9 protein-coding genes, 2 tRNA genes, 3 rRNA genes and 2 pseudogenes are annotated in these 16389 nt (G+C 39.8%); 7 read left to right on the top strand and 9 right to left on the bottom strand.

Features of this window, described 5'->3' with window-relative positions:
• Nucleotides 1–8 precede the first annotated feature (8 nt).
• The 7 genes from rrf to ACLCEG_RS18925 form a co-directional block, all read right to left on the bottom strand.
• Nucleotides 9–123: ribosomal RNA gene (rrf, locus tag ACLCEG_RS18955) — 5S ribosomal RNA — on the bottom strand.
• Between the two features lie 178 nt (nucleotides 124–301).
• Nucleotides 302–3192 (bottom strand): 23S ribosomal RNA (locus ACLCEG_RS18950).
• Nucleotides 3193–3532: 340 nt separating this feature from the next.
• Nucleotides 3533–3608, bottom strand: a tRNA-Ala gene (locus ACLCEG_RS18945).
• 55 nt (nucleotides 3609–3663) lie between these two features.
• Nucleotides 3664–3740 (bottom strand) — tRNA-Ile (locus ACLCEG_RS18940).
• Nucleotides 3741–3799: 59 nt separating this feature from the next.
• Nucleotides 3800–5337: ribosomal RNA gene (locus tag ACLCEG_RS18935) — 16S ribosomal RNA — on the bottom strand.
• Together the 16S, 23S and 5S rRNA genes with 2 tRNA genes alongside form the textbook arrangement of a ribosomal RNA operon.
• 390 nt (nucleotides 5338–5727) lie before the next feature.
• Nucleotides 5728–6285, bottom strand: a complete 558-nt coding sequence (locus ACLCEG_RS18930) for a peptidylprolyl isomerase (RefSeq protein WP_191103202.1) — start codon at nucleotides 6283–6285, stop codon at nucleotides 5728–5730.
• Between the two features lie 145 nt (nucleotides 6286–6430).
• Complete coding sequence (locus tag ACLCEG_RS18925; protein ID WP_410568787.1) at nucleotides 6431–7501, bottom strand: alpha/beta hydrolase; 1071 nt, start codon at nucleotides 7499–7501, stop codon at nucleotides 6431–6433.
• Nucleotides 7502–7711: 210 nt separating this feature from the next.
• On the opposite strand from ACLCEG_RS18925, the gene ACLCEG_RS18920 reads away from it, so the two are divergent.
• Nucleotides 7712–8038: a hypothetical protein gene (locus ACLCEG_RS18920; protein WP_019456661.1), complete on the top strand. Its 327-nt coding sequence runs from the start codon at nucleotides 7712–7714 to the stop codon at nucleotides 8036–8038.
• A 170-nt stretch (nucleotides 8039–8208) separates the two neighbouring features.
• Here ACLCEG_RS18920 and ACLCEG_RS18915 read toward each other — a convergent pair whose 3' ends face one another.
• A complete protein-coding gene (locus ACLCEG_RS18915; protein WP_004706148.1) occupies nucleotides 8209–8439 on the bottom strand; it encodes a hypothetical protein in 231 nt (76 codons plus the stop codon).
• 391 nt (nucleotides 8440–8830) lie between these two features.
• Nucleotides 8831–9697, bottom strand: coding sequence for an MBL fold metallo-hydrolase (locus ACLCEG_RS18910; RefSeq protein ID WP_004706149.1), 867 nt, complete (start codon nucleotides 9695–9697; stop codon nucleotides 8831–8833).
• A gap of 107 nt (nucleotides 9698–9804) precedes the next feature.
• Between ACLCEG_RS18910 and ACLCEG_RS18905 the strand changes: the two are divergent.
• The 6 genes and pseudogenes from ACLCEG_RS18905 to ACLCEG_RS18880 all read left to right on the top strand — a co-directional run bounded on the left by ACLCEG_RS18905 (nucleotide 9805) and on the right by ACLCEG_RS18880 (nucleotide 16330).
• Nucleotides 9805–10733, top strand: a pseudogene (locus tag ACLCEG_RS18905) (LysR family transcriptional regulator).
• Between the two features lie 128 nt (nucleotides 10734–10861).
• On the top strand, nucleotides 10862–11416 hold the full coding sequence (grpE, locus tag ACLCEG_RS18900; RefSeq protein WP_410568785.1) for a nucleotide exchange factor GrpE: 555 nt from the start codon (nucleotides 10862–10864) through the stop codon (nucleotides 11414–11416).
• A gap of 153 nt (nucleotides 11417–11569) precedes the next feature.
• Nucleotides 11570–13510 (top strand): molecular chaperone DnaK, encoded by a 1941-nt coding sequence (dnaK, locus tag ACLCEG_RS18895; RefSeq protein WP_019456665.1) that lies wholly within the window; start codon nucleotides 11570–11572, stop codon nucleotides 13508–13510.
• Nucleotides 13511–13841: 331 nt separating this feature from the next.
• The gene (locus ACLCEG_RS18890; protein WP_410568783.1) at nucleotides 13842–14759 is read left to right on the top strand and encodes a matrixin family metalloprotease; all 918 of its coding nucleotides are present in this window, start codon (nucleotides 13842–13844) and stop codon (nucleotides 14757–14759) included.
• A gap of 82 nt (nucleotides 14760–14841) precedes the next feature.
• A pseudogene (locus ACLCEG_RS18885) lies at nucleotides 14842–15854 on the top strand (M57 family metalloprotease).
• A gap of 101 nt (nucleotides 15855–15955) precedes the next feature.
• Nucleotides 15956–16330, top strand: coding sequence for a hypothetical protein (locus tag ACLCEG_RS18880; protein ID WP_077164428.1), 375 nt, complete (start codon nucleotides 15956–15958; stop codon nucleotides 16328–16330).
• Nucleotides 16331–16389 lie beyond the last annotated feature (59 nt).

Raw genomic sequence — 16389 nt, 5'->3', positions numbered from 1 at the left:
GAATAATGAGCTGGCGATGACTTACTCTCACATGGGTAACCCCACACTACCATCAGCGCTAAGAGGTTTCACTTCTGAGTTCGGGAAGGGATCAGGTGGTTCACTCTTGCTATGGTCGCCAGCACAACTGTTTATGGATACTTGCTTTGGTCTTATTGATTGCCGAAGCGTTTTCCAAATCTTTACAGATTGGGCTGATTGAATCTGACTTGTTCATTTTATCTAGTGAAGTAACTAAATCAAGTTTGTTTGTAGATTTATGAATCGATTGATGCTTTATATACAACTGCTTGGGTGTTGTATAGTCAAGCCTCACGAGCAATTAGTATTGGTCAGCTTCACATATCACTATGCTTCCACATCCAACCTATCAACGTCCTAGTCTCGAACGGCTCTTTAGAGGAATAAATTCCTAGGGAAATCTTATCTTGAGGTAGGCTTCCCGCTTAGATGCTTTCAGCGGTTATCCCTTCCGAACATAGCTACCCGGCGATGCGACTGGCGTCACAACCGGTACACCAGAGGTTCGTCCACTCTGGTCCTCTCGTACTAGGAGCAGATCCTCTCAAATTTCCAGCGCCCACGGTAGATAGGGACCGAACTGTCTCACGACGTTCTAAACCCAGCTCGCGTACCTCTTTAAATGGCGAACAGCCATACCCTTGGGACCTGCTTCAGCCCCAGGATGAGATGAGCCGACATCGAGGTGCCAAACACCGCCGTCGATATGAACTCTTGGGCGGTATCAGCCTGTTATCCCCAGAGTACCTTTTATCCGTTGAGCGATGGCCCTTCCATACAGAACCACCGGATCACTAAGACCTACTTTCGTACCTGCTCGACTTGTGGGTCTCGCAGTTAAGCGCGCTTTTGCCTTTATACTCTACGCGTGATTTCCGACCACGCTGAGCGCACCTTCGTACTCCTCCGTTACTCTTTAGGAGGAGACCGCCCCAGTCAAACTACCCACCAGACACGGTCCTCGTCCCGGATAACGGGACAGAGTTAGAACCTCAACATTACCAGGGTGGTATTTCAAGGACGGCTCCATTGGAACTAGCGTTCCAACTTCAAAGCCTCCCACCTATCCTACACAAGTAAGGTCAAAGTTCAGTGTCAAGCTGCAGTAAAGGTTCACGGGGTCTTTCCGTCTAGCCGCGGGTACACTGCATCTTCACAGCGATTTCGATTTCACTGAGCCTCTGCTGGAGACAGCGCCGCCATCATTATGCCATTCGTGCAGGTCGGAACTTACCCGACAAGGAATTTCGCTACCTTAGGACCGTTATAGTTACGGCCGCCGTTTACTGGGGCTTCGATCAAGAGCTTCGCTTACGCTAACCCCATCAATTAACCTTCCAGCACCGGGCAGGCATCACACCCTATACGTCCACTTTCGTGTTTGCAGAGTGCTATGTTTTTAATAAACAGTTGCAGCGGCCTGGTTTCTGCGGCTGTCATCAGCTCAGGAAGCAAGTTCCATCACCAACAACAGCGTACCTTCTCCCGAAGTTACGGTACCATTTTGCCTAGTTCCTTCAGCAGAGTTCTCTCAAGCGCCTTGGTCTACTCGACCTGACCACCTGTGTCGGTTTCGGGTACGATTCCTGTGTAACTGAAGCTTAGAGACTTTTCCTGGAAGCATGGTATCAGCCACTTCACTGTACAAGTACAGCTTGCTATCGGATCTCAGTATAGAGTACCCCGGATTTGCCTAAGATACATACCTACATCCTTCCACCTGGACAACCAACGCCAGGCTGACTTAACCTTCTCCGTCCTCTCATCGCATTACACAGAAGTATTGGAATATTAACCAATTTCCCATCGACTACGCCTTTCGGCCTCGCCTTAGGGGTCGACTCACCCAGCCCCGATTAACGTTGGACTGGAACCCTTGGTCTTTCGGCGAACGGGTTTTTCACCCGTTTTGTCGTTACTCACGTCAGCATTCGCACTTCTGATACCTCCAGCATACTTCTCAATACACCTTCATCGGCTTACAGAACGCTCCCCTACCACTTGACTAATGTCAAATCCGCAGCTTCGGCACATAGTTTTAGCCCCGTTACATCTTCCGCGCAGGCCGACTCGACTAGTGAGCTATTACGCTTTCTTTAAAGGGTGGCTGCTTCTAAGCCAACCTCCTAGCTGTCTATGCCTTCCCACATCGTTTCCCACTTAACTATGATTTTGGGGCCTTAGCTGGCGGTCTGGATTGTTTTCCTCTTGACTACGGACGTTAGCACCCGCAGTCTGTCTCCCGGATAGTACTCATAGGTATTCGGAGTTTGCATCGGTTTGGTAAGTCGGGATGACCCCCTAGCCGAAACAGTGCTCTACCCCCTATGGTATTCGTCCGAGGCGCTACCTAAATAGCTTTCGGGGAGAACCAGCTATCACCAGGCTTGATTAGCCTTTCACCCCTATCCACAAGTCATCCCCTGGCTTTTCAACGACAGTGGGTTCGGTCCTCCAGTTAGTGTTACCCAACCTTCAACCTGCTCATGGATAGATCGCCTGGTTTCGGGTCTATACCCAGCAACTAAACGCCCTATTAAGACTCGATTTCTCTACGGCTCCCCTATACGGTTAACCTCGCTACTGAATATAAGTCGCTGACCCATTATACAAAAGGTACGCAGTCACCGAACAAGTCGGCTCCCACTGCTTGTATGCATGCGGTTTCAGGATCTATTTCACTCCCCTCACAGGGGTTCTTTTCGCCTTTCCCTCACGGTACTGGTTCACTATCGGTCAGTCAGGAGTATTTAGCCTTGGAGGATGGTCCCCCCATATTCAGACAAGGTTTCACGTGCCTCGCCCTACTCGTCATCATTATGTGTGCCCTTTCGTGTACGGGAATATCACCCTCTACGTTCGCACTTCCCAGAGCGTTCCACTAAAACACACATAACTTAATGGGCTGATCCCCGTTCGCTCGCCGCTACTGAGGGAATCTCAATTGATTTCTTTTCCTAAGGGTACTGAGATGTTTCACTTCCCCTCGTTCGCTTTGCAACACTATGTATTCATGTTGCAATACCTACCTTAAAGTAGGTGGGTTCCCCCATTCAGAAATCTCCGGATCACAGGATATTTGCCGCCTCCCCGGAGCTTTTCGCAGGCTATCACGTCTTTCATCGCCTCTGACTGCCAAGGCATCCACCACATGCACTTAATTACTTGACTATACAACCCCAAACAGTCGATGTTACCTACAAGTTAGTAACTTCAACATTTCAGTTTAGAGTACTGTGTACTTAAACACTGTACAGCTTCAATCTAAATTCATATACCAAAACGCTTGATTCAGTTAATTTGCTAGTTCTCAATTCATCTAGATTAATTACTTAATCTAAACTCTTGAGTGAACAATTTATTTCAGACTCAATTTTGCCAATCTGTTAATGAATAAACACGCCTTCGTCAGGTCATGCTTAATACCGTGATACTTAAATCACAGAAGTTAATAAACCAAGACCGAAATCTCTATTTACTAATTTCTGTAATCCGAACTTCTCTTAAGTTCTGGTGGAGACTAGGAGAGTCGAACTCCTGACCTCCTGCGTGCAAAGCAGGCGCTCTACCAACTAAGCTAAGTCCCCAGCTTACATCATCAGTTATGTATCTTTTATCTATAACTTCAACCAGTCAAAGTCATGGTGGGTCTGACAAGACTTGAACTTGTGACCCCACGCTTATCAAGCGTGTGCTCTAACCAACTGAGCTACAGACCCTCAGATACATCTATGAAGAACAACTTGTTGTGGATTCTTACCAATCGTCAATCTTTCGTTAAGGAGGTGATCCAGCCGCAGGTTCCCCTACGGCTACCTTGTTACGACTTCACCCCAGTCATCGGCCACACCGTGGTAACCGCCCTCTTTGCAGTTAGGCTAGCTACTTCTGGTGCAACAAACTCCCATGGTGTGACGGGCGGTGTGTACAAGGCCCGGGAACGTATTCACCGCGGCATTCTGATCCGCGATTACTAGCGATTCCGACTTCATGGAGTCGAGTTGCAGACTCCAATCCGGACTACGATCGGCTTTTTGAGATTAGCATCACATCGCTGTGTAGCAACCCTTTGTACCGACCATTGTAGCACGTGTGTAGCCCTGGCCGTAAGGGCCATGATGACTTGACGTCGTCCCCGCCTTCCTCCAGTTTGTCACTGGCAGTATCCTTAAAGTTCCCGACATTACTCGCTGGCAAATAAGGAAAAGGGTTGCGCTCGTTGCGGGACTTAACCCAACATCTCACGACACGAGCTGACGACAGCCATGCAGCACCTGTATGTAAGTTCCCGAAGGCACCAATCCATCTCTGGAAAGTTCTTACTATGTCAAGGCCAGGTAAGGTTCTTCGCGTTGCATCGAATTAAACCACATGCTCCACCGCTTGTGCGGGCCCCCGTCAATTCATTTGAGTTTTAGTCTTGCGACCGTACTCCCCAGGCGGTCTACTTATCGCGTTAGCTGCGCCACTAAAGCCTCAAAGGCCCCAACGGCTAGTAGACATCGTTTACGGCATGGACTACCAGGGTATCTAATCCTGTTTGCTCCCCATGCTTTCGCACCTCAGCGTCAGTGTTAGGCCAGATGGCTGCCTTCGCCATCGGTATTCCTCCAGATCTCTACGCATTTCACCGCTACACCTGGAATTCTACCATCCTCTCCCACACTCTAGCTAACCAGTATCGAATGCAATTCCCAAGTTAAGCTCGGGGATTTCACATTTGACTTAATTAGCCGCCTACGCGCGCTTTACGCCCAGTAAATCCGATTAACGCTTGCACCCTCTGTATTACCGCGGCTGCTGGCACAGAGTTAGCCGGTGCTTATTCTGCGAGTAACGTCCACTATCTCTAGGTATTAACTAAAGTAGCCTCCTCCTCGCTTAAAGTGCTTTACAACCATAAGGCCTTCTTCACACACGCGGCATGGCTGGATCAGGGTTCCCCCCATTGTCCAATATTCCCCACTGCTGCCTCCCGTAGGAGTCTGGGCCGTGTCTCAGTCCCAGTGTGGCGGATCATCCTCTCAGACCCGCTACAGATCGTCGCCTTGGTAGGCCTTTACCCCACCAACTAGCTAATCCGACTTAGGCTCATCTATTAGCGCAAGGTCCGAAGATCCCCTGCTTTCTCCCGTAGGACGTATGCGGTATTAGCATCCCTTTCGAGATGTTGTCCCCCACTAATAGGCAGATTCCTAAGCATTACTCACCCGTCCGCCGCTAAGATCAGTAGCAAGCTACCTCTCTCCGCTCGACTTGCATGTGTTAAGCCTGCCGCCAGCGTTCAATCTGAGCCATGATCAAACTCTTCAGTTAAAATCATTTTGTACCTTATTTAAAGACAAGGTACCAATTCTGGCTCATCAATTACTGACTTAAATTTCGCTCAAATAAACTTCGAGTAATTTAAACCAATCAATCAATGAAAATTATTTCGATTAATCAACCAGTAAAAATCCACACAAGTTGTTCTTCAATTCTCTTAATGATTTTTCTGCTCTTCGTCAGAGACAGATTCGACACAATACTAAGCTTTTATCTCAACCCTGCAAGCTAAGATATTCTCGTGTATCGCGTCGGGATGAGTGCATTATAGGGAAAAAAAACCGGTACGCAAGCACTTTTATAAATATCAGTGTTCGACCGGTTCTTTTTCACTCAAATAAAGTTTATAAAACTATTAAACATTTGATTTATATCATTAATTTATTTTTTCGGTGTTTTGATCTTTATATCTACAATTTTTATAGGCTGTTTTGGCACGTTTTGATGCATGCCATAGTTTGATGTAGGAACCTGAACAATACGATCAACTACATCCATTCCTTTTACCACTTTACCAAAAACGGCATACCCAGGATTTCCCGGTGAACGGTTAAGAAATTTATTATCTGCAACATTTATAAAAAACTGGCTAGTAGCTGAATCTGGATCTGATGTACGAGCCATGGCTAAAGTACCACGCGTATTTGCAATACCATTTCCTGCTTCATTCTTAATAGGCGCTCGTGTTGTCTTTTCCTGCATATTTGCAGTCATGCCACCACCTTGTGCCATGAAACCTGGAATCACACGATGAAAGATTGTCTCTTTATAAAAACCAGACTTTATATAGCTTTTAAAGTTATTCACACTAATCGGTGCTTTGTCATCATATAACTCTATTTCGATGTTGCCTAAATTTGTTTGCATCTCAACTAAGCTATTAGCCCATACTGAGTGACTACTTAGACCTAGACAAAACAACATCAATAGCTTTTTCATATTTTCCTACAATAAAATTTATAAAAAGATAATCATTAAATCTAATCGTCTACAGCAAAGAATTCTAGTGAGTATTTATTAAGAATTTTAATTCTATTTTCTAACTAATCCATGTTCCACGTGAAACATGGATTATTGTGTTTGTTTAACTATTTTTATCCCAGAATTTTCTAAAGTTTTTACTAATTTCGATAGTATGGCGTTTCGCTTTTCTAGAAATTGGTGTCAGATTAATAAAACCATGAGTCTGTTCCGGAAATTCTTCGTAATGCATTTTCACGCCATTTTGTCTTAACTTATGACTATATATTTTTGCTTCGTCATGTAAGACATCATGTCCGGCTGTAATCACAAAAGCTGGTGGATTTTTCTTTAGATTGCCATAGGTAGGTGAAATAATTGGATCGTCAAGTTCTACATTATGCTGAGTTGCATAATATTGTGTGACGTAATCAATATCGGTATTTGTTAAAACCAACCCTTCGTTATAAGCATAAAAAGAAGGATGTCTGCTTTTGAAATCCACTGTTGGATAAATAAGTAATTGTGCTTGCGGAGCATAAGCTTTATTTACTGATCTTTGCGCTACAACAGTACTAATATTTCCTCCAGCACTATCCCCTGCGACCGCTATTCTATTTTTTAAAATTTTTAATTGTCTGCGGTTTTGATAAACCCATGCCAATGCATCTTCACATGACTGAATTAAATGTTGTGGTGAAACTTCTGGAGCAAGAGGATAGTCGATACTGAGTACCTGTACTTTTGCATATTTAGCTAATAAACGACAAACCTCATCATGAGTATCTAAACCGCCTACGACAAAACCACCTCCGTGATAAAACACAATTAATGGCAGTTTCTTGTTAGGAGCAGGATGATAATGTCTGGCAAAGATTGTACCGCTTTGTAGTGGTAGGCGAAGATCCTCTACTGAATCAATATAAGTTGGTTTTTGGCGTATGGCCTGCATTTGTGCATCAAACATTCTTCTTGATTGAATGGGGTCAGAGCCAATAAAGCCCTCTTTCCCCTGTTTAATTTGCACAGCCATCATGCATTTAGTAAATGAATCGAGATCTGGATACTGATAAGAATATCCTAAAATTTTCGCAAGAGACTCTTGGGCTAGTCGAGGCAACCTATCGAGTGCTCGAGCGGCAGGGCCTTGCCCTTTATCTAGCAATGTTTGAATTTTTTGATTAAATGCTGTCATGCATGTCTCCTTGAATCCCTCTTATCCTTCATATTTTCTACAGAATTCTTTGTTGTTTGACTATATTCGCATACAACTCATGCAATCAAGATACAAAGGTAAAAACCAATCTACGCTAATCTGATTTATAGCAAATGTCATTAACAAATCTGTCGATTAAAACAGGACTTTTTTGCCAATTATTGTTAACAGACAAAAAGAGGTACCGCTATGTCAGCAAAACTAGTTGTTACTATGTTAGCAACCAGTCTTTTAACTGTAGGCTGTGTTGCTTACCCAGATGATCCTTATTATCGTGGTGGCGGATACGTTTACCATGACCATGATCGCCGCTATGATCGTGATGATCAACGTCGATATAATGATTGGGAAAGGAAGCGTTGGGAAGAGCGTCAACGAGTATATGAACAACAACGTAAAGATATTCGTGAACAAGAAAAAGATCGTCGTGAATGGGATAAAAGACACCGTGACTGGGATAAAAAACGGGTAGAAGATCGAGATCATGATCGCAGAGATTATCGTCATGATGACTAAACTTACTACTATATAAAAAGCCCCAAAGAAATAAGTCTTTTGGGGCTTTTTTGAGGAATATAAATTCTCTCTAATCTATAGAAAAATGAGTAGCAGCTCATTTCATACATGTATTGGCATCTTGAACATATATGTTCTATAAACTCATATCTCTTATTTTTAGCAGCAAATTACTGAGCAGTTGCAGAACCTGAAACTGAACCAGAAGCACCAGCATCTACTTGACCTGGTTGTGCTTGACCAGAAACACCTGCATCAATACCAGCACCTGCTTGTACCCCAGATGGGCTAGCACTTGTTTGAGCAGAACCTGATGCGTTTAAACCAGCTTCAGATGCACAACCAACAGCTGTAAAAGCGACACCAGCAAGCACTACAGAGATAAGACCTAATTTTTTCATAATCACTTTCCTTTCATTACGACAAACGTTTAAATGCAAAGTTCATCTTCGCGCTGCCTATAATTCACAATTTTTTTTTCTGGCGTGCGTATCATTGGTTGTCTTTTCTAGTAATAGAAGTACAAATTCTGCAATTTTTTATTAAATTCAATTTTTTAATCTGACCAATCTATTTTATAAATTAAACCATAGATAACCATTTGTTTAATTTTATCAATTTTTTCTTTTTATTCTGCTGAGCCCTTATATTTAAAATTTTTCCATTTATAGAAACGCTATATAAGGTACGTAGACTGTTACAGAGCTTTTTTACCCTTAAAAGTGGTTTACTCATAAAAAAGCCGCGAATGATCGCGACTTTTTTGAAAGTGAATATGGCTTAAACGTTAAATTATGGCCACTGCATTTCACCTTTTACAACTTTAGCCCCTAACTCTAAGCTATCAACACTTTGAAGAGTTGGATATTGCTTTTGCATAACTTTGCTCAACTCAGCAGAGTTTTTAGTTGCTTTAGCTGCCTTTTCATAACTATTTAAATAGTTAATCGAGAAATTGACCGCATCGAGACCTTGGGGAGCTCCCTCAACCATATGTGCAGGCACAACAATTTTAGGCTGAAGGGCTTTGATACTTTCTAAGGATTGAATAACTTCCGCACGATCTTTAGTTTTAGGAGTATCGGCCATCCATAAATGAATGCCTGAAGACACAGGGATTCCCCCTACTACTGCTTTTGCAGATGGTACCCATAAATAGGTAAGTTCTTTTTTACCTTTAATTTCGATTGATTCATTTTCAAGTTTTAAAGTTTTAGCTGTATAAGCTTGAGGCACAATAATTTGGCTAGGTGCATTTGCACCCATTTGTGGTCCCCAATATTTAACTTTAAGCGCTTGAGTATCCTGAATATGCTTTACTGTTTCTGGAGTGGCAATAATCTGTACATTCGGGAAATACTGTTTAAATACATCTAAACCAAAGTAATAGTCTGGGTCGCCATAGCTTACAAAAATGGTTTTTAACGTTTTACCGCTATCTAGAATATTTGCGGCAATGCGCAATGCTTCAGATTTTGAGAATTGCGCATTAACCAATAGAACTTCTTTATCGCCTTCAATTAAAGTAGACGTCACGCCAAAATGTTCGGGTTTAGCCAGAAAACTCTGGATTTTTAGGTCTTGAGCAAAAGCTGACTGAGCCATAGTTAATGCCGTTGCAGTAGTAAGCGCCGAAGCGGTTAATTTAAATAGTTTCATTAGGTATTCTCCTGTTTCATGAAGAACACTTTAAATTGCAATTTATGTAAGATAAATGCACTAATTTAAGATAAACTGTTGCATATATTGTAATAATAGCTAGACATATGGATACTTTAAAAGCGATTCAGGTCTTTGTTTCTATTGCACAACATGGCAATTTGACCAAAGCCGCAGAACATCTTAATTATTCTCGCGCCATGGTTTCACGTTATCTTGAGCACCTTGAACATACATTCTCAACTCGACTTTTTCAGAGAAATACCCGAAAAATATCCCTCACTCCCGCAGGTGAGAAAGCTCTGCTCTACTGTGAAAATATTTTACAACAACAACAACTTTTACAAGAGCTCGCAGCACCTGAGCAACATAACGGTACAATCCGTTTTACATGCGGTTTATTTTTGTTTGAACTTGGAGTAGCAGAATGTATTCGCCAATTTAAACGTCAACATCCGCATATTAATTTTGATGTTTATTTGACTGAAAACACTATGGATCTTATAGATGCACAAGTGGATTTAGCGTTACGTATTACCCAAAAGGTAGCCGATGGTTTAATTGCACGACCAGTTTGTCAGATCGAGTCCGTTTTCTGTGCTCATCCAGATTATTTAAAACAACACAGTCCCCTGCTCCATCCTCGTCAACTGATTCAGCATGAATGTATTGCTCATCATAGTCAGCACCAATACTGGACACTGTTTGATAATGAACAACAACCTCAGAACTATCCTTTGAATGTGACTTTTAAAAGTAATGATGTAAATGCGCTTTACGATATGTGTTTACATGCACAGGGAGTCGCGATGTTACCGTCATTATTAGTTGAAAAAGATTTAAAAGAAAAACGTCTAACCGCTTTATTTAAAAATTTTATGGCTCCTGAACTAAGCTTGTCGATCGTGTATGCCTCTAGACAACATTTACCTCGAATTACTCAAGAATTTATTGCTTTTATGATCGAAAATTTAGATTTTTACTTAAAACCGCAAAATTAAAAGCTTTAAATTGCCGTGTACGCTTGAATTTTTAGGCAATGCCCATACTTCATCCCTATTAATGAATTACAGCATATGCATGGCAGTTCAGGTTTTACACAGTAAATACTGATGCCAAAAAGGACTGTACATGTTTAAAAACCCATTTAAACGGAGATCATCAATGGCTAATGAGCAAAATGAGCAAGCTCAAGACATTCAAAATGAGCAAGCTGAGCAATCTAACGAGCAAACTCAAGCTGAAGGTGTAGAGCAAGCAAACGACGTTACCGTTGAATCTTTACAAGCGCAAATCACTAAACTAGAAGAAAATCTTAAGCTGGAAAAAGCTCGTACAGCAAATGCAGTTTATGAAGCACAAAAAAGTGTAGAGCGTATTCAACGTGAGTCTGAGAAGCATAAAGAAACTGTGCTTGAAAAATTTGCAAAAGAATTGTTGGACTCTGTCGACAATTTAGAACGTGCAATTCTGGCTGCTGGTGGTGAAGAAACACCAGTACTTGAAGGTGTTAAGTTAACTTTGAAGTCATTGTTAACGACTCTTGAGAAATTTGGCGTTGTAGAAGCTGATACTCAAAATGGTTTCAACGCAGATTTACACCAAGCTGTTGGTATTGATCCAAATGCCAAAGCAAATGAAATCGGCACCGTTTTACAAAAAGGCTATACCTTAAATGGTCGCTTGTTGCGCCCTGCTATGGTTATGGTTGGTCAATAAAATGAGCAAAAGCGAAGCATCGCTTCGCTAAAAGCACAAAATTTGAGAGTTTTTTGATTTTTTTTTCATAAAAATGCTTGAAAAAAACCGATTGACTCTCATATCGAATAACAAGCAAAAACATTGCAACAGAATTTTAGAGGAACACACCAAATGGCGAAAATTATTGGTATTGACTTAGGTACTACCAACTCATGTGTTGCTGTACTTGAAGGCGATAAAGTAAAAGTAATCGAAAACGCTGAAGGCGCACGTACAACTCCATCGATCATTGCTTATAAAGATGGCGAGATCTTGGTTGGTCAAAGCGCTAAGCGTCAAGCAGTAACAAACCCTAAAAATACATTATTCGCAATCAAGCGTTTAATTGGTCGTCGTTATGAAGATCAAGCAGTACAAAAAGACATTGGTCTTGTACCGTATAAAATCATCAAAGCAGACAACGGTGATGCTTGGGTTGAAGTAAACGACAAAAAATTAGCGCCTCAACAAATCTCTGCTGAAATCTTGAAAAAGATGAAAAAAACTGCAGAAGATTATTTAGGTGAAACAGTAACTGAAGCGGTAATTACCGTTCCTGCTTACTTTAACGATGCTCAACGTCAAGCAACTAAAGATGCGGGTAAAATCGCTGGTTTAGATGTTAAACGTATCATTAACGAACCAACTGCTGCGGCTCTTGCGTTCGGTATGGACAAAAAAGAAGGCGACCGTAAAGTTGCAGTTTACGACTTAGGTGGTGGTACTTTTGACGTATCTATCATTGAAATCGCAGACCTTGATGGCGACCAACAAATCGAAGTGTTATCAACTAACGGTGATACTTTCCTTGGTGGTGAAGACTTTGATAACGCATTAATTGAATACTTGGTTGAAGAATTCAAGAAAGAACAAAGTGTGAACTTGAAAAATGATCCACTTGCGTTACAACGTTTGAAAGAAGCTGCTGAAAAAGCAAAAATCGAGCTTTCTTCATCTAATGCAACTGAAATCAACCTTCCATACATCACTGCTGATGCGACTGGTCCTAAACACTTAGTGATCAACGTAACTCGTGCAAAACTTGAAGGTTTAGTTGCTGACTTAGTTGCTCGTACAATTGAACCTTGCCGTATTGCACTTAAAGATGCTGGTCTTTCGACTTCTGACATCTCTGACGTAATTTTGGTTGGTGGTCAGTCTCGTATGCCACTTGTACAACAAAAAGTACAAGAATTCTTCGGTAAAGAGCCACGTAAAGACGTGAACCCTGACGAAGCAGTTGCAATCGGTGCAGCAATTCAAGGTGCTGTATTGTCTGGTGACAAGAATGACGTATTGCTTCTTGATGTAACACCATTAACTTTAGGTATTGAAACAATGGGCGGTGTATTAACACCAATCATTGAGAAAAACACGACGATTCCTGCGAAGAAATCACAAGTGTTCTCTACTGCTGCTGATAACCAACCAGCTGTAGATATTTCAGTTTACCAAGGTGAACGTAAGATGGCTCAACAAAACAAATTGTTGGGTAACTTCCAATTAGGCGATATCCCACCTGCTCCACGTGGTGTGCCGCAAATTGAAGTATCGTTTGACATCAACGCTGACGGTATCTTGAAAGTATCTGCAAAAGATAAGAGCACTGGTAAAGAGCAATCGATTCAGATTAAAGCAAACTCAGGTTTATCTGATGCTGAAATCGAAGCGATGATTAGAGATGCTGAAGCGAATGCTGAAGAAGACCGTAAGTTTGAAGAACTTGCAAAAGCTCGTAACGAAGCTGATGCATTAATTTCAAGCTCGAATAAAGCTGTTAAAGATCTTGGTGACAAAGTGACTGAAGATGAAAAAACAGCGGTAAGCACAGCGGTTTCTGAACTTGAAGCAGCAACTAAAGAAAATGATGTTGAAGCGATCAAAGCAAAAACTGAAGCTTTACAAAACATTTTGATGCCTATCACTCAACGTGCTTATGAACAAGCGCAACAAGCTGGTGGTGCTGAAGGCTTTGATCCAAATGCATTCCAAGGTGGTGAAGCTGGTCAACAAAAAGCTGATGATGGCGTTGTAGATGCTGAATTTACAGAAGTAAAAGACGACAAAAAATAATTTGTCTCTTTAAAAAAAGACCGCGCGAAAGCGCGGTTTTTTTATTGTTTACAAAAAATAACAATTGCAATTTATATATTTTTTGAAATAATTTATTGTCAAAATAGTCACTTATAAAAACTAACTATTTATTATTTATTGTATTTTTTAAAAAATAAAACCACTGTTATTAAATCCATTAATTTTAAAATTAATGCCAAATAAATAGTTTTATTTATTCCGTTTCTTTAGCAAGATCACAAAATGATCGCCTTCTTTGGTCTCCTTTATCACTTTGACGAATCTAAATTACTCACTAACAATAAGAATTTATTAATATTTATATGTTGCCATGAAAAAATTTCTATGGTGGGGAATGAGCTTTTACTTAAGTATGAGCTTACACACAGTTGCTTTTGCTCAAAGCAACTTATCAAGTGTTACTTTTAATCAGCCTTTAAAATATAAGATTGATTTCATAGATCCACGTTTTCATCTTACTAAAGAACAATTTATACAAATTGGTCAAGAAGCTGCTGAAATCTGGCAGAAAGAAACGGGAAAAACTTATTTTATTTATGACTCACAAGCAGAGCTTACAATTAACTTAGTATTTGATGATTATCAAGCTGTTCAGAATGAAAAGAAAAGTAATATAAACAAATTATTAGAACAACAGAAAGAATGGCATAAGAAAAATGAAGCTATTCATTTTTTAAAACAACAAATAGATCAGGAAACTGTACTTCTAAATGAAGAAAAACTTCAGCTTAATAATAAATTTGAACAGTATCAGCAAGATGTAACTCTTTATAATCAAGGAAATTTGGGAAAATTCAATCAAGTTGATTTAATCAAACGTCAAACTCAGTTAAATAAACAATCATTAGAGTTAAAAGCTAAATTTATTCAACATAGCAATAAGATAGAAAATCTTAATTCTCAAATTAAGCAAATAAATCAACAGCAAAACCAACTTAATGAAGCTATTAAACAAATTAATTTAGCCACGACTGTTGGTCCAGAAACTTTTCATAAGGGCTTATTCAGTCATAATCAAATTCAGATTTATGGTTTTAGTTCATTCGATGATTTACGCCTAACCCTTGCTCATGAGTTTGGACATGCATTAGGTCTAAAACATACAACCGACCCAAAGTCTCTAATGTATCCTCGTTTAAAAGAGCAAGATATTCACAACTTCAAATTAACAGATTCCGATCTAAATTTATTAGGCTCATTTTATAAATCAAATAGTGAAAACTATTAAAGCTAACCAGTTAAATAAACTAAATAAAATATAAATTAATCAAATTTTACTAATGAATGATTTTTTCAAAGGGTAAAAAATAATGAGACTAAAGTCTCATTTATTTATTCAAATTGTACATTTTTTGATTGATTTTTCACTTTATATTCTTATAATACGTTTTTTTTTAAATCTCCCCCCCTGACGACTATGCGCTTAACATCTTTGTTATTAGGCTTAGCTTTTGCTTTCTCTAATTTTCAGGCCAATGCTCACTTGGCTACTTCTGCAAATACTCAAGTTCAGCAGAAAAATGCTCAACATTTGACATATAAAATTGCTGAAGTTGATCCTCGTTTTGGTTTAAGTCAAGATCAATTGCTTGAGATTACTCAGCAAGCTGCTGATATTTGGAAAGAAGGAACAGGTAAAAATTACTTTACTTATGACCCAAATGCAAAGTTAGAAATTCGTCTTGTATATGACGACAGCCAAAATCGTTCAGCAGAGCGTCAAAAAATTTCTGCTCAGTTTAAACAAGATCAACAACGTATCATTGATGAGCAACAACAAATTAAACAGTTGAAGCAAAATTTAAGTCAAACTCAATCTGATCTTGAAAACAAAAAACAGATCTTAAATGAGAAGTTGAAAAATTTTGATCAACAAATGATGCAGTTTAATCAAGGTAAATTAGCACCTGAATACACAGCAAAATCGCTTGGTAAAACTCAGAAAGATTTACAGAAACAGACTGTTGCTTTAAAGAAAGATATTGCTGCTTATAATCAACAAGCTGCAGACTTAAATAAAAAGGTTAATCACTTTAACCAAATTAATGATAAGTTCAATCAATCTTTAAATCAGTTTAAGCAAAATGCACAAGCTGATGTATTTAAGAAAGGCATTTATAACGGTAAACAAATCACAATCTATGAATATAGCTCTATCGATGATTTACGTTTAACGATTGCTCATGAGTTAGGCCATGCGCTTGGTTTGAAACATAGCGATCAACCTGGTGCCTTAATGTACTCAGTTCGCAAAGACAGTGATAAAAAAACTAATGTTTTAACTGACGCTGATCGTGATCTACTAAACGCTTTACCTCAATAATTAGATATGAAACATCAATGATGTATCTATTTTATAAGTAGATACATCGAAATTCATGTCAAAGTCATGTTATTGTGGTTGTAAGAGCTGACTAAAATAGAATGGAGATCAAGATGAGTTATTATCATATCCTGATTGAAGTAAATGACCACATTAGTACGATTGAACAAACTCGAGATATCGAACTATTTGATATTATTGAACTTAAACCGTACCTTCATTCTATTTTGTTGCCTTACTTTAACGAGCAAGAAATTGAGCTTGAAGATGAAAATATTGAATATAAAGATATTTTACATCTTGAAGTTAAGCAAACCTTACTCCCTATCGAGCATTTAATCGAAGAAGAACAAAAGCAGTTGCCAAGTGACACTGATGTCACTATTACTGCTTATGAAATCTTTAATGATCGTGATTTAAGCCAAGATGTCACTTCAGTTATTTTGGACATTTTGGAAGCTGTAAAGCTAGATTAATTCATAGTTTAACTGCTAAATAAAAAGGTCTGCATATGCAGACCTTTTTATTTGGTATC

It is taken from the genome of Acinetobacter sp. H1(2024) (assembly GCF_046557555.1).
Classification (GTDB): domain Bacteria; phylum Pseudomonadota; class Gammaproteobacteria; order Pseudomonadales; family Moraxellaceae; genus Acinetobacter; species Acinetobacter seifertii.
This window is presented reverse-complemented; position numbering and strand designations above follow the sequence as displayed.

Bases quoted from the DNA above. Each gene is read 5' to 3' on its own strand.
- ACLCEG_RS18890 (WP_410568783.1), top strand. From the start codon at position 13,842: ATGAAAAAATTTCTATGGTGGGGAATGAGCTTTTACTTAAGTATGAGC.
- ACLCEG_RS18920 (WP_019456661.1), top strand. From the start codon at position 7,712: ATGTCAGCAAAACTAGTTGTTACTATGTTAGCAACCAGTCTTTTAACT.
- ACLCEG_RS18910 (WP_004706149.1), bottom strand. From the start codon at position 9,697: ATGAAACTATTTAAATTAACCGCTTCGGCGCTTACTACTGCAACGGCA.
- dnaK (WP_019456665.1), top strand. From the start codon at position 11,570: ATGGCGAAAATTATTGGTATTGACTTAGGTACTACCAACTCATGTGTT.
- ACLCEG_RS18880 (WP_077164428.1), top strand. From the start codon at position 15,956: ATGGAGATCAAGATGAGTTATTATCATATCCTGATTGAAGTAAATGAC.
- ACLCEG_RS18930 (WP_191103202.1), bottom strand. From the start codon at position 6,285: ATGAAAAAGCTATTGATGTTGTTTTGTCTAGGTCTAAGTAGTCACTCA.
- ACLCEG_RS18925 (WP_410568787.1), bottom strand. From the start codon at position 7,501: ATGACAGCATTTAATCAAAAAATTCAAACATTGCTAGATAAAGGGCAA.
- ACLCEG_RS18915 (WP_004706148.1), bottom strand. From the start codon at position 8,439: ATGAAAAAATTAGGTCTTATCTCTGTAGTGCTTGCTGGTGTCGCTTTT.
- grpE (WP_410568785.1), top strand. From the start codon at position 10,862: ATGGCTAATGAGCAAAATGAGCAAGCTCAAGACATTCAAAATGAGCAA.